Source organism: Flavobacterium sp. F52 (assembly GCF_000278705.1).
Taxonomy (GTDB): Bacteria; Bacteroidota; Bacteroidia; order Flavobacteriales; family Flavobacteriaceae; genus Flavobacterium; species Flavobacterium anhuiense.
The window spans coordinates 247856-261915 of sequence record NZ_AKZQ01000006.1 but is presented as its reverse complement, the minus strand read 5'-3'; the positions used below and the strand labels follow the sequence as shown (position 1 = coordinate 261915).

9 protein-coding genes are annotated in these 14060 nt (G+C 33.5%); 4 read left to right on the top strand and 5 right to left on the bottom strand.

Annotated elements, in window-relative coordinates; translation table 11 throughout:
• Positions 1–4: 4 nt before the first annotated feature.
• The 4 genes from FF52_RS02740 to hutH form a co-directional block, all read right to left on the bottom strand.
• Complete coding sequence (locus tag FF52_RS02740; protein ID WP_008462733.1) at positions 5–1000, bottom strand: WG repeat-containing protein; 996 nt, start codon at positions 998–1000, stop codon at positions 5–7.
• A 187-nt stretch (positions 1001–1187) separates the two neighbouring features.
• Positions 1188–2519 carry an inorganic phosphate transporter gene (locus FF52_RS02735; protein ID WP_008462732.1) on the bottom strand — a complete coding sequence of 444 codons (1332 nt, stop codon included), beginning with the start codon at positions 2517–2519 and terminating at the stop codon, positions 1188–1190.
• 30 nt (positions 2520–2549) lie between these two features.
• The gene (locus FF52_RS02730) at positions 2550–3194 is read right to left on the bottom strand and encodes a DUF47 domain-containing protein (RefSeq protein WP_008462731.1); all 645 of its coding nucleotides are present in this window, start codon (positions 3192–3194) and stop codon (positions 2550–2552) included.
• A gap of 49 nt (positions 3195–3243) precedes the next feature.
• Positions 3244–4758 (bottom strand): histidine ammonia-lyase, encoded by a 1515-nt coding sequence (gene hutH, locus FF52_RS02725; protein WP_008462730.1) that lies wholly within the window; start codon positions 4756–4758, stop codon positions 3244–3246.
• Between the two features lie 567 nt (positions 4759–5325).
• On the opposite strand from hutH, the gene thrA reads away from it, so the two are divergent.
• The 4 genes from thrA to FF52_RS02705 all read left to right on the top strand — a co-directional run bounded on the left by thrA (position 5326) and on the right by FF52_RS02705 (position 13415).
• A complete protein-coding gene (gene thrA, locus FF52_RS02720) occupies positions 5326–7773 on the top strand; it encodes a bifunctional aspartate kinase/homoserine dehydrogenase I (RefSeq protein WP_008462729.1) in 2448 nt (815 codons plus the stop codon).
• A gap of 173 nt (positions 7774–7946) precedes the next feature.
• A complete protein-coding gene (locus FF52_RS02715) occupies positions 7947–8867 on the top strand; it encodes a homoserine kinase (RefSeq protein ID WP_008462728.1) in 921 nt (306 codons plus the stop codon).
• A 337-nt stretch (positions 8868–9204) separates the two neighbouring features.
• Positions 9205–10494, top strand: coding sequence for a threonine synthase (gene thrC / locus FF52_RS02710; protein ID WP_008462727.1), 1290 nt, complete (start codon positions 9205–9207; stop codon positions 10492–10494).
• A gap of 158 nt (positions 10495–10652) precedes the next feature.
• Entirely contained in the window at positions 10653–13415 is a 2763-nt protein-coding gene (locus FF52_RS02705) for an ATP-binding protein (RefSeq protein WP_008462726.1), read from the top strand.
• 100 nt (positions 13416–13515) lie between these two features.
• Here FF52_RS02705 and FF52_RS02700 read toward each other — a convergent pair whose 3' ends face one another.
• On the bottom strand, positions 13516–13911 hold the full coding sequence (locus FF52_RS02700) for a helix-turn-helix domain-containing protein (RefSeq protein ID WP_008462725.1): 396 nt from the start codon (positions 13909–13911) through the stop codon (positions 13516–13518).
• Between the last annotated feature and the right edge of the window lie 149 nt (positions 13912–14060).

The following is a 14060-nucleotide window of genomic DNA, read 5'->3' as shown; positions in this document are numbered from 1 at the left end:
TCGTTTATTTCCCAACTTGAATCCTAACCGCTCCTAAACCATCTTTAAAATCATCTGCTTTTTCGTATTTTGGAGTAACGATTTCCTTTCCTTCTTTGTCAATAAAACCATATTGACTGTTCAACTTTATCACAGCTATTCCATCTTTAAAAGATTCAATCAAATCATATTTTACAGATGTGATTTCTTTTCCTGCCTTATCAATCAATCCGTATTTATCGTCTAATTTCACTTGAATCAAATCCTCATTCAAAACCATGAAATCGTATTGTATTGGCACAATTTCTTTTCCTTCATTATCTAAGATGCCATATTTATTTTCCTGTTTTACAATTAATACATTGTCTTTAAAATAAAAATTCATATCGTACTTCACAGGAATTACAATTTTTCCGTCTTCACTAATTACTCCATATTTAGAATTAGATTCTACTATTGCAACACCATCTTTAAAATTCTGTACGCGATCATAAGTTGGCGGAACAACCTCTTTTCCAATCTGATCTACAATACCAAATCTGCCATTTAATTTCACAACTGCAAATCGATCTGTAAAATCAATTATTTCGTCATATTTTGGACTTATTTCTTCTCCAACCACATCTATAAAACCCCATTTATTATTAAGTTTGACAGCTGTTATTTCAGATGATAAGGCTTTTACATCATCGTATTTTTTAGTTAGCAAAACATCAGAAGATTTAACTAAATATTGAGCTTTAGCATTTTTATTGCTCACTATTATCCAATTCGGTTTGTTAATTATTTCATCATAAATACAGCGAATAACTTCTTTTCCGGTTTTATCTACCACACCGCTTTTGCCTTTTAATTGTACAACCGCAAAACCATTTTCAAATGCAGAAATACCATCATATTTACAAGGAACGATTTCTTTTCCTGTCTGATCGACAAAACCATATTTAAACGTTTTTTCCTTTAATTGAGCAAAACTAGTTTTTACAATCAGCAATAAAACCAATACAATTATTCTCTTCATTATTTTAAATATTAAACTATTTCCAAAAGTCTATAAAATTAGCTATTCATATAGCCTCTAAAAGCTTTTATACTTTTACTTTAAAACAAATTAAAACAAAAAAAACCGATTTCAGATTTGAAATCGGTTTTCTATATTAACAAAAATGTGATTTAGTTTCACATTTTACAAAATTCATTTTATTAGATTAGATGAAGACGCTTAGAATGAAGTAAACCAAACCTGCTAGAATAGCTGAAATTGGAATAGTCAAGATCCAAGCCCAGATTAAACTTACTGTAACTCCCCATCTAACGGCAGATACACGTTTTGTTAATCCAACCCCGATAATAGAACCTGTAATAGTGTGCGTCGTACTTACTGGGATTTTTAAGTGTTCTGTAAAGTAAAGCGTTAAAGCTCCTGCAGTTTCAGCAGCTACACCTTCAAATGAACTTACTTTTGTGATTTTAGAACCCATTGTTTTCACAATTTTCCATCCACCGCTCAAAGTTCCTGCAGCAATGGCAGAATAACATGCCAACGGGATCCAGCTTGGCATTACGCCTTTAATTCCTAAATCATCGTTTGGAAGCACAACATCTAACCAAGCATCCATATGAACTCCTGGATTTGTATTGATATAAACTGCTACAGCCGCAGCTATAATTCCCATTACTTTTTGAGAATCATTTCCTCCGTGACCTAAACTAAATGCCGCAGAAGACAATAATTGCATTTTCTTTAAAGCCGCATCTGCTTGATGAAGATTTAAACTGCTGAATAGTAAACAAAAACCACTTACAGTTAAGATAATAAAAGCTACTAAGAACCATTTAATATTATGAGCTTCAAAAGCAACACTCCAGAAATGTGAATCAAATCTTGGTTTTTCAATTTTTTCATAAGGCACCATTTGGTAGTATACAAAAACAATAGTAGCAATCATTAAAGCTGCAGTAAAGATTTTAGGACCGATAGTTTTACGAGAAGCATTTAAAAGCCAGATTGAAATTAAATAAGAAGCTAATGCTCCTAATAATGGCGCTAAGACGATAAATGCAATGATAATAAGAACTCCCGAGGGCATCGCACCATCTTTTCCGGCTTTATACCAGCTTACAATTTCATACCAATAGTGAGTTGCTCCGTCTTCTCCAACATAACCAGAGAAACCGTGTACAGCGATAGCATGTGCCACAGCCGCTCCCGCAAAACCTCCAATAAGTGTATGTGAAGAACTTGAAGGAATTCCTAACCACCAAGTCAATAAATTCCAGCAGATCGCAGCGATAACTCCAGCCAAAATTACAACTAGGTTAATCTCCATGGTGTGCGCTGTTTTAGCAACAGTATCTGCAACACCAAATCCGAAAACCCAATACGCCAGAAAGTTAAAAAATGCTGCCCAGACTACCGCCTGAAAAGGTGTCAAAACCTTTGTCGCAACAACAGTCGCAATAGCATTTGCCGCATCATGAAAACCATTGATGTAATCAAAAATTAAGGCAAGTACTATAATTAATATAAGTATAGTCATAAGATTATAACTTCAGATTGAAAAATTGAATTAAGAATGTTTTACAGAAATAGATTCTAGTATGTTCGCAACACTCTTACATTTATCTGTTGCTGATTCTAAAACAGATAACACTTCTTTATATTTAATAATATTTTTAGCATCTGTTTCGTTTTCAAAAATTTCAAAAACTGCTTTGTTATAAACGTTATCAGATTTGTTTTCTAGTTTGTTGATTCTAGCACAAGCATCTTTAATAACTTTAAAGTTTTGTAGGTTTCTCAACTCTTTCACTGCACTGTCAATGTTTTGACAAGCTTCAAGGTTGATTTCTGTCATCTTTCTGATAGATTTTGTAATCTTATCAACTTGATACAATCTCATACGGCTAGATGCACCGTGAAGGTAATCTGCAACGTTATCAATTGAAGTAATTAACGTATGAATATCTTCTCTGTCAAACGGAGTAATAAAGTTTCTGCTTAACTCTAAGTTAGTCTGACGAGTAATGTCTTCTCCTTTTTGTTCTAATTCGTCAATTTTTTGAAAAAGGATCTCTCTTTCTTTTAATGGTAAATTTACAGCTTCGTGTAAGTTAGAAGCTAATTCAATTAAATTGCTTGAAGCCTCTTCAAAAAGTGGAAAGAATTTTTTGTCTTTCGGCACTAAAAATTGGAAAATACTGTTTATTGACATTGTTTTATTTTTGATAGTGCAAAATTACCTTCAATAACACGTTCCAGTGTTAAGCCATTGTTAACAAATCGTTTTCAATTTGAAAACTCGAAAGGAATAAAACAGTGTTTTCTATGTCATTATGTAAAATTCTGTCTTCTTTTACCAAAGGCACCACTTCTCTATAGCTGTTTAAGAACATTTCGATAAAATCGCTTGATTTTAGAGGCTCTCTATAAGCAATGGCTTGTGAAGCATTTAGCAACTCGATCGCCAAAATACGCTCTAAATTATCTAAAACTCGTAAGGCTTTTGTCGCTCCGTTTGCTCCCATGCTCACGTGATCTTCTTGTCCGTTGCTCGAAACAATGCTATCAATACTCGCCGGAGTTGCCAATTGTTTGTTCTGACTTGCAATACTTGCTGCTGTATATTGCGGAATCATAAATCCTGAATTCAAGCCTGGATTATCAACCAAAAATGCAGGAAGATTACGCAAACCAGAAATTAACTGATAGGTTCTTCTCTCTGAAATGCTTCCTAATTCAGCTAAAGCAATTGCCAAAAAGTCTAAAGCTAATGCCAATGGCTGTCCGTGGAAATTTCCACCAGAAATAATCTGATCCGCTTCAATAAAAATATTAGGATTATCCGTTACCGAATTAATTTCAGTTTTGAATACTTTTCTAACATAATCAATCGCGTCTTTTGAAGCTCCGTGAACTTGTGGCATACAACGGAAAGAATACGGATCCTGAACATGTTTCTTTTCTTGAGCAATAATTTCGCTTCCTTCCAAGAATTCAGTAATTCGCTGTGCCGTTACAATTTGTCCTTTATGCGGACGTATATAATGTATCAATTCATTAAATGGCTCAATTCTTCCATCAAAACCTTCCAGAGAAATAGTTCCGATTAAATCTGCCAAATACGAATATTTATACGCTTTAATTAAAATATGTGCTCCATAAGCACTCATAAACTGCGTTCCGTTCAATAAAGCCAAACCTTCTTTTGATTGTAAAACGATTGGTTCCCAGTTAAAATGTTTTAAAACTTCAGCAGAAGCAGCCTTTTTTCCTTCAAATAATACAATTCCCTCTCCTATTAAAGGTAAAGATAAATGCGCCAAAGGAGCTAAATCCCCAGAAGCCCCAAGTGAACCTTGAGTATATATTATCGGAAGAATATCATTATTATAGAAATCAACTAATCGCTCCAGTGTTTTTAACTGAACGCCAGAATGTCCGTAACTTAAAGATTGGATTTTTAGCAGAAGCATCATCTTTACGATCTCAGCTGGAACTTCCTCACCTGTTCCGCAAGCGTGCGATTTTACTAAGTTTTCCTGAAGTTTAGATAAGTTTTCATTAGAGATTTTTACACTATATAAAGATCCGAAACCTGTATTGATTCCGTAAATCGGTGCCGTATGCGATGCCATTTTTTTATCTAAATAATCACGGCATTTCTGAACATTTACTTTAGCTTCTTCAGACAATTCAAGTATCTTATTCTGACTTAGAACTTCTTGTAATGTTTCTAAAGTGATCGTTTCCGAACTTATATAATGGATCTCTCTCATGATGATTGTAAATTTTAAACGCCAAAATTCAACAAATCAATATTAAAAAGCAACATTTTATCACAATAATTAAAATTTCAACAAGAACTCTTAACATAGATTCAATGTCTTTTTTAATCAAAATATATCGTTTTGTTCCATTATTAATGTCTTTTTGGGCTAAACATCAATCTATTGCATGGGCTCAATCTTCAAAAAACGCTGTCCAAAATATAGCAAAACATCAATTTAACATATCCAATTTTAACAAATACTCAATATTGATTTATAGAGATTTGAATTATTAAAATATTCGTAAAAAAGCTTTTTATGTTTTTAACTCTTGTAAAAAACTGTACTTTTGAAAAATCAAAAATGAAAAGTAACAGCATAAAATATCATTCTACAATTATTACAACTCAAACAGGAGTTGCAATTGCTGCTACCATTATTTCTACTACAACAACTACTACCCCTTAGGGGTATACATTTTTACATATAATCCAGTTCGTATATACTTTTTTTCTAAAAAGAAGAAAGGTAATGAATACATAAAAAATAGTTGCAAAAGAAAAAATATCACACAAAATGAAAGTATTAAAATTTGGCGGAACTTCGGTAGCCAATGCTCAAAATATAAAACTCGTTCTCGACATTGTTAACCAAAAAGCAAAGCAAGATCAATTAGTTGTAGTAGTTTCTGCTTTAAGTAAAGTAACTGATTTACTGCAATTGGCAGCGGCAAAAGCGGCAGCAAACGACGAAAGCTTTAGAGAAGTTGTTGCTGAAATCGAGAAAAAACACCTTGACACTCTTAAAGAACTGATTCCTGTAAGCGAACAAAGCAGTTTGTTAAGCCACGTAAAACGCATCATAAATCACTTAGAAACTTTATTAGACGGCTGTTTCTTGCTTGGCGAATTGTCTCCAAGAACTGCCGATACTATTTTAAGTTTTGGTGAACTGCTTTCGTCTTTCATCATCGCTCAAGCGTATCAGCAAATCAGCAAAGATGCGGTTTACAAAGACAGCCGAGAATTAATTAAAACAGATAACAACTTCGGAAAAGCAGCTGTTAACTTCGAAGTTTCTAATAAATTAATTCAAGAATATTTTGCTGAAAACAAATCTAGAATCAATATCCTGCCAGGATTTATTGCACAAACTTTAGACGGAATCACTTCTACTTTAGGACGCGGAGGTTCTGATTATACTGCTGCAATTATCGCGGGAGCAATCAATGCTGAACAATTGGAGATCTGGACTGACGTAAATGGAATGTTTACTGCAAACCCTAAAATTGTAAAACAAGCGCAGCCAATTGCTACTATCTCTTATCAAGAAGCGATGGAATTGTCGCATTTTGGAGCAAAAGTGTTGTATCCGCCAACAATTCAGCCTGTTTTAAGAAAAAACATTCCGATTTTAATCAAAAATACTTTTGAGCCAGAAGCTGAGGGAACTTTAATTTCGAATCAGGTTTCATCAAAAGATACTGTTGTAAAAGGAATTAGCCATATTGATCATATTTCGCTTTTAACACTTGAAGGCCCAGGAATGATTGGAGTTGCGGGTTCGTCAAGACGTTTGTTTGAAGTATTGTCTCAAGAAAAAATCAACGTAATTTTTATTACTCAGGCTTCTTCTGAGCACTCTATTTGTATCGGAATCTTGAATTCTGATGCTGATAATGCCGAAGCTGCAATCAACAGAGCATTCGAAATCGAAATTTCTCAGAACAAAATCGATCCTTGTTATGTAGAAAAAGACCTTTGCATTATTGCTTTAGTGGGTGAAAACATGAAAAATCACCAAGGTTTAAGCGGAAGAATGTTCAGTACTTTAGGAAAAAACAACGTAAACATTCGTGCGATTGCGCAAGGTGCTTCTGAAAGAAATATCTCGACTGTAATTAACGAAAGAGATGTTAAAAAAGCATTGAACACTTTACACGAAAATTTCTTCGAAGAAAACACAAAACAGCTGAACTTATTTGTAATGGGAGTTGGAAATGTGGGCGAAAAATTCATCGAACAGATTCACAACCAAAGGAAGTTTTTAAAAGATAATTTAAAGATCAACGTTCGCGTAATTGCTTTATCAAACTCAAGAAAAATGGTCTTTGACGAAGACGGAATTTCATTAAAAAATTGGGATACCGCTTTAAGCGAAGGTGCACCAGCAAGTATAGAAGAATTCATTAAAAAAGCAAAAGAACTGAATTTACGTAACAGCATTTTCGTAGACATTACAGCAAATGCAACGGTTTCTGAAGCATACGAGAAATTCTTAAAAGAAAGTATTGCCGTTGTAACTTGCAACAAAATTGCTTGTTCATCTGCTTATGACAATTATAAAAAACTAAAAAGCTTATCTCGTCAATACAACGCTCCTTTCTTATTTGAAACGAATGTTGGTGCGGGATTGCCAATTATTGATACAGTAAAAAACCTTATTGCTTCTGGTGATAAAGTGCATAAAATTCAAGCGGTTTTATCTGGAAGTTTGAACTTTATTTTCAACAATTTTGACGAAAACAATTCTTTCCACGATGTGGTAAAAGAAGCTGGAGTTCAAGGTTTCACAGAACCAGATCCTAAAATCGACTTAAGCGGAATCGACGTAGCGCGTAAAATCCTGATTCTTATTCGCGAAAGCGGTTACGAAATGGACATCGACGCCATTGCAAACGAATCGTTCTTGCCAGCAGAATGTTTAGCAACAACAAACAACGATGATTTCTTTGCTTCGTTAATCAAACACGCTTCTCATTTCGAGAACATTTACAAAGAAGCTTTAGCCAAAGATTCAAGACTGAAATATGTAGCGCAATTCGAAAACGGAAAAGCAAGCGTTGGTCTGCAATTTATTCCAAAAGATCATCCTTTCTACAATTTAGAAGGAAAAGATAATATCGTTTTGTTCTACACAGATCGTTACGTAGATCAGCCTTTATTAATCAAAGGAGCCGGAGCTGGAGCAGCGGTTACAGCATCAGGAATTTTTGCAGATGTTATTAGAATAGGAAACATATAAATTTTTGTTTCAGGCTTATAGTTTAACCGCAAAGCACGCAAAGAGCTACGCAAAGTTCGCAAAGCTTTGTTTTTTTCTTGTGTGCTTTGCGAAAAAACCTTGCGAACTTTGCGGTTAAACCCACAAAGTTTGGCAACTTGAAACTTTAAACCTGAAACCTGAAACAACAAAAAATGGAAATAAAATTATTCTGTCCCGCTACAATTGCAAATCTCTCATGCGGATTTGACGTATTGGGACTTTGCTTAGACAATGCGGGCGATGAAATGATTGTTCGAAAAGTCGATCAAAAAGGAGTTCGAATCACTAAAATTGTCGGTGCCGATTTGCCTTTGGAAACCGAGAAAAACGTTTCTGGAGTTGCGGCTTTGGCAATGCTAGAAACTTTAGATGAATTAGACTTCGGATTCGAAATCGAAATTTATAAAAACATAAAAGCCGGAAGCGGAATCGGAAGCAGTGCGGCGAGTTCTGCCGGAGCGGTTTTCGGAATTAATGAATTATTAGGAAGGCCTTATTCCCGTAAAGATTTGGTTCAGTTTGCGATGCAGGGCGAGAAATTAGCCAGCGGAAACGCACATGCCGACAACGTTGCTCCTGCCCTTTTAGGCGCTTTTACCTTGGTAAGAAGCTATTCGCCTTTAGATATTATCAGAATTGACAGTCCGGAAGAATTATACGCAACAGTGGTTCATCCTCAAATTGAGTTAAAAACTTCTGACGCGCGTTCAGTTTTAAAACAAAACGTTTCTCTAAAAAGTGCTATCACGCAATGGGGAAATGTCGGCGGATTGGTTGCTGGTCTTTACACCAAAGATTACGATTTAATCGGAAGATCGCTTCACGACGAAATCGTTGAACCAGTTCGTAGCGTTTTAATTCCAGGTTTCGACCAAATCAAACAAACGGCTTACGAAAATGGCGCTTTAGGTTCTGGAATTTCAGGTTCTGGTCCGTCGATTTTCGCTTTAAGCCGAGGAAAAGAAACCGCCGAAAAAATCGCAAAAGCCATGAGTGACGTTTACGAAAAAATGAATTTACCGTATGAAATTCATGTTTCGAAGATTAATCCAGATGGAGTTAGGATTCTTTGATTCAATTAAAAATTAAAAATTTAGAATTAAAAATTATGCGCACTGTTTGTCAGGCTGAGCCCTTCGTTCCTCAGGATAAACTCCGTCGAAGCCAACGCAAAGTATAGACACAAAACATAACCATACAGTTTGTCATTTCGACGTAAGGAGAAATCTTCGCGAGAAGCTCGACAAAGATTGGCTAAACATTGCGGAGTTACTTACGAAGATTTCTCCTTACGTCGAAATGACAAAAATGCGCTGAAAACATTACAACACAAACCATTGGAATTTGGAATTTTAGCACTGGAATTTACGTTCCAAAAAATCTAAAATCTAAAATCAAAAATCTAAAATAATGAAATACTACAGTTTAAACCATAATGCCCCAAAAGTTTCTTTTCAGGAAGCTGTTATACAAGGATTAGCAACTGACAAAGGATTATATTTCCCAGAAAGCATTACACCGCTTGATCCTTCATTTTTTGATAAAATTGAAAGTTTAAGCCACGAAGAAATTGCTTTTGAAGCGATTAAACAATTCGTTGGTGACGAAATCCCAGCAGAAAAATTAAAAGAAATCATTGCTGAAACTTTAGTTTTTGATTTTCCGGTTGTGAAGGTCGAAAACGGAATCTATTCCTTAGAATTATTCCACGGACCGACAATGGCGTTTAAAGACGTTGGAGCGCGTTTTATGTCGCGTTGTTTGGGTTATTTCAACAAAGACAAAAAAGATTCTAAAAACACGGTTTTAGTAGCGACTTCCGGAGATACTGGTGGCGCGGTTGCGAGCGGATTTTTAGGCGTTGACGGTGTTGATGTTGTCATTTTATATCCGTCTGGAAAAGTGAGCGATATTCAGGAAAAACAATTGACGACTTTAGGGCAAAACATTAAAGCGCTTGAAGTTGACGGTGTTTTTGACGATTGTCAGGATATGGTGAAAAAAGCGTTTTTGGATGAAACTTTGGCGCACAAAAACCTGACTTCTGCCAACTCGATTAATATTGCGCGCTGGTTACCGCAAATGTTTTATTTCTTCTTTGCTTACAAAGCGTTGAAAAGCCAAAACAAACCTTTAATTTTCTCTTGCCCAAGCGGAAACTTCGGAAATATCTGCGCCGGAATTATGGCAAAGAAATTAGGTTTGCCAATTGAACATTTCGTTGCTTCTACAAACGTAAACGACACGGTACCAAGATTCTTAGAAAACGGAAAATACGACCCGAAACCTTCTAAAGCAACAATTTCTAACGCAATGGATGTTGGAAACCCAAGCAACTTTATTAGAATTCAGGAATTGTACAACAACGATTTAAAAGCTTTCGAAAAAGATTTTTCTTCTTATAGTTATACTGACGAAGAAACGCTTGAAGCTCTAAAGAAAATTTACAACGCAGATGGTTATATTGCAGAACCGCACGGTGCTGTGGGTTATCTAGGTTTGAAAAAAGAACTGGAAAAACACCCCAACACTATTGGTATTTTCTTAGAAACGGCGCATCCTATTAAATTCTTAGATGTTGTTGAACCGGCGCTAGAAATTACGCTTCCTATTCCTGCTCAAATTGAGAGTGTTATTAATGAGGAGAAAGTTAGTACGAAGATTGGGACTTATGAGGAGTTGAAGGCTTTCTTGGAGTAACATTCTCTCTATAAAATTTTAAAGCCACAAATTACAGTTATATTATGTAGTTTGTGGCTTTTGAATTTCATTTAATCATTTGTTTTTTGTAAGATAAATTTTTAAGTTTGAAACCAAACAAATTTATTTCTAACCTTAATAACCATACAATTAAACCAATGGATGCTACCCAAAAGCTAAGAATTAAAACAGCTATGATTGTATATGAACTTGAGTTATCACTCGGTAATTACATTATAGACAATGAAATTATCAATACGATACCTGAAACATCTATTGATTCAATTATTGAGAGAGAAAAAGCAAGAGGCAATGTGATTGATAAAGGAGACTTTAACTTAATAATTGAAGCTAGTTATCTTGATGAAATTTTCAATTTTGCAATAAATATAACTGAAGGAACAAGTTTACATATTCACATGGTTGAATTAAAACAGCTTTGTTCTCTTTTAGGGATATTCAATATCCGAAATGCCGTTAGTCACCCTAATAGACCTTTTCCAGATTCATATTGGTTTAGAACTGCAACGATTGCAAGTGATCCTTTAATCGAAAAACTAAATCTAACTTCTGTTAGGAATGCTTTAAACTCTGCAATTGAAGAAAACTTAAATACACCGCCTGATGAGTGGCTTGACAATGTTAGTTGGGCTATTCCTAATACACTTCCGACAACATTTGATCATGAAATTACTGGTTTGCTAGGTCGAGATAAAGAATTTAAAGACTTAGAAAGTGTTTTATCTAAACAACGTAACAATCTTATTGCAATAGTTGCTCCGGGTGGAATTGGAAAAACAGCATTAGTATTGCAGTATTTAAAAGACTTAAGTTTAAGTCCCCTATGGTCATCAAAATTAAGCTCTATCATATTTTGTACATTAAAAAACGAAAAGCTAACTGCGAATGGTATTGAGGCAATTGATGCTATAAATGGAATTGAGCAAATAAAAGAATCAATATTAAAAGACTTAAACAAAATTTATTCAAAAAATCATTTAGTCTCATTTCAAGATGCTTTAGAAAAATTGGAAGATGAAAAAATATTAATTTGCATCGATAATTTAGAAACGCTTCTTATTGATTCTTCTAAAGAATTTATTGAGTTTAATCAGTCTTTACCTTTAAAATGGAGAGTATTAGTGACTAGCCGAATTTCTATTGATTCCGCTACTACAGTACCAATAGAACCTCTAGTTAAAAGACATGCTGTTAATTTAAGTAGAAATTATCTAAAAAAGAGAGGTGTAGTCGATTTTAAGCAAGAAGATTTAGAAAAAATTGCTGATGCCGCTAATAATAATCCTTTAGCGATCCGTTTAACTATCGATTTATATATAAAAGAAGGCGATATTTCTCAATCTATAAATAAATCGCAAAAAGACATTGCTTCTTTTTCGTATAAAAATTTAATTGAGTCGTTAAAATCTACTTCAATAACAATACTAGAAGCAATTTACGCCATTGGAAATCCAAACAAATCAGACTTAATGGATTTTATTGGAATAAGTAAAGATGAAATTATAGAATCAATAAATGAATTAGCAAAAACAAGTTTAATAATTAGAAGCATTGATGAATTTGGAAATGATTCATATAAATTAAGTGATTCAATTAGAGATTTGCTTTTGACTAATCCTAAAAACATTGAAGTTAGAAATAATATAACTGAGGACATAAAAAAAAGAAAGAATAAAATATTAGAACAATCGACTAGAATAAAACAATTAGGGCTATCCGAATTCGACGACGAATATATTCCCGAAAATATTGAAAGTTCAACATATGGCTTGATTACTGATCTTAATAAATGTTTAAGCAAAACGGGTAGTCAATTTTCTAATCATGGTGAATTAGTCACTATAAAAGATAGATTCAATGAAATCATCAGATATAAAAATAATGATTCTTTACTATTATTTCATTTTTCTAGAATCTTCAGAGCTTTAAAAGATATTCCTAATGAATTAAATTATCTTTTAAAGGCTAATTCTTTTTCTCCAAACTCTCCAAGAATAAATTTATCCCTTGCAATTAGATATTTTCAAAATAATGATTATCAAGATTCATTAGTTTATTTACAGTATTTAATTGATAATAATTTTCATAATCCAAGTATATCAAACAAAAAATTCAGCTATACAGTAATTAAGCTATATTATCTATCCTTAATTTATCTTGGAGAATATGACAAAATAATTGAGCAAACTGCTGATTGGAAATCTGAGGATTTCTGGAATGGAATTATTGGGATTTCTAGAGCAACAGCTTTAAAAAGAAAAATCGAATATAAGTATACCTCTTCAGAGGATATTGAAAGTATAATTATTGAAATACTAAATATTTTTCATTATATATTCACAAACGAATCTTATTTTGATACAGCCTGTGTAGAAGCTAATAAAATTGTAAAAGAATTAGTATTCATAATTAATCCTTCATTCAAATATTCTAATAATATAATTAATATTTATCTTCTATTTGTATCTGTACATTATTTTAATATAATTTCTAAATTAAAAACTGAAACAATAAATAATCCTGAGAACCAAGAATTTTTGTCTAAACTTTATAATTGCGAAATAGCTGACAATCCTATTCATAGCGTAACATGGTTTATCTCAGATAAAACCGAAAATGTCTATGACAAAGAACATATAGAAGAATTAGTTGCCGAAGGATATGAAATAGTAAGAGTTTATCACATTCCCGAAGATAAGGGATATGGAATGTCAACTTTTATGTTCGCTCAAAATGAAGAAAACAAACAATTTTATCTATCAGTTAATAATTTTGATGAAGGATGGAATAGATGGGGTTACATAAAGGAAGGTAATTTATTGGCAATAAAATTTATTGACCAAAATACGGCAGGAAAACCAAATGCAGCAACGGAAATTATTGAAATTGATCAATATTGACATAATACAAATCCCCTCGGTCGCATTAGCAATGGAATATAAATAAAAGAGATCTTAAATTTTAAGATCTCTTTTTTAGTTATAATATATCTTCAAACATTTATTTCCCGTTCAATAACTTCTCCAAATACTCCACTTTATCTTTTTCAGCTTGCACCAAACGTTCGTAAAGCTCAACAACTTTATCTAAAGGATTAAAAGTACAATTGTAATTACCCGTGGTAGTTGAAAGCGTACCATTATCTTGAATGGTATTTCCAATAATATTAAAAACCGCTTCTTCCGAAAAGTTTTTAATGGCTTCAACAGAAACGTCAAGAGCTTTTGCAATCTCAATTAATCTTTGCTCGTCAACCGTTTCGCTGTTTTCAATATTCGAAACCATCTGCTGGCTTATGCCTAAAGCCAATGCCAATGCATCCTGTTTCATATCTTTAAGCTCTCTGATACGGCTTATATTTCTGCCGATATGTCTTGGTTTAGTTGCTGTACTCATAATTCAAAGATATTTAAAATTCTTAAACGAAACTCAATTTTCAGTAAAAAACAAAATTGTTTTTGTAAGATACGTATTTCATATTTCACGTAAATTATTGTTTTTCAAACTTACAATTCAATAAATCTAAAAAATACTTTCTCTGTGGT

Coding starts and splice junctions, on each gene's coding strand:
- thrA (WP_008462729.1), top strand. CDS start 5,326: ATGAAAGTATTAAAATTTGGCGGAACTTCGGTAGCCAATGCTCAAAAT.
- FF52_RS02700 (WP_008462725.1), bottom strand. CDS start 13,911: ATGAGTACAGCAACTAAACCAAGACATATCGGCAGAAATATAAGCCGT.
- FF52_RS02735 (WP_008462732.1), bottom strand. CDS start 2,519: ATGACTATACTTATATTAATTATAGTACTTGCCTTAATTTTTGATTAC.
- hutH (WP_008462730.1), bottom strand. CDS start 4,758: ATGAGAGAGATCCATTATATAAGTTCGGAAACGATCACTTTAGAAACA.
- FF52_RS02740 (WP_008462733.1), bottom strand. CDS start 1,000: ATGAAGAGAATAATTGTATTGGTTTTATTGCTGATTGTAAAAACTAGT.
- thrC (WP_008462727.1), top strand. CDS start 9,205: ATGAAATACTACAGTTTAAACCATAATGCCCCAAAAGTTTCTTTTCAG.
- FF52_RS02705 (WP_008462726.1), top strand. CDS start 10,653: ATGGATGCTACCCAAAAGCTAAGAATTAAAACAGCTATGATTGTATAT.
- FF52_RS02715 (WP_008462728.1), top strand. CDS start 7,947: ATGGAAATAAAATTATTCTGTCCCGCTACAATTGCAAATCTCTCATGC.
- FF52_RS02730 (WP_008462731.1), bottom strand. CDS start 3,194: ATGTCAATAAACAGTATTTTCCAATTTTTAGTGCCGAAAGACAAAAAA.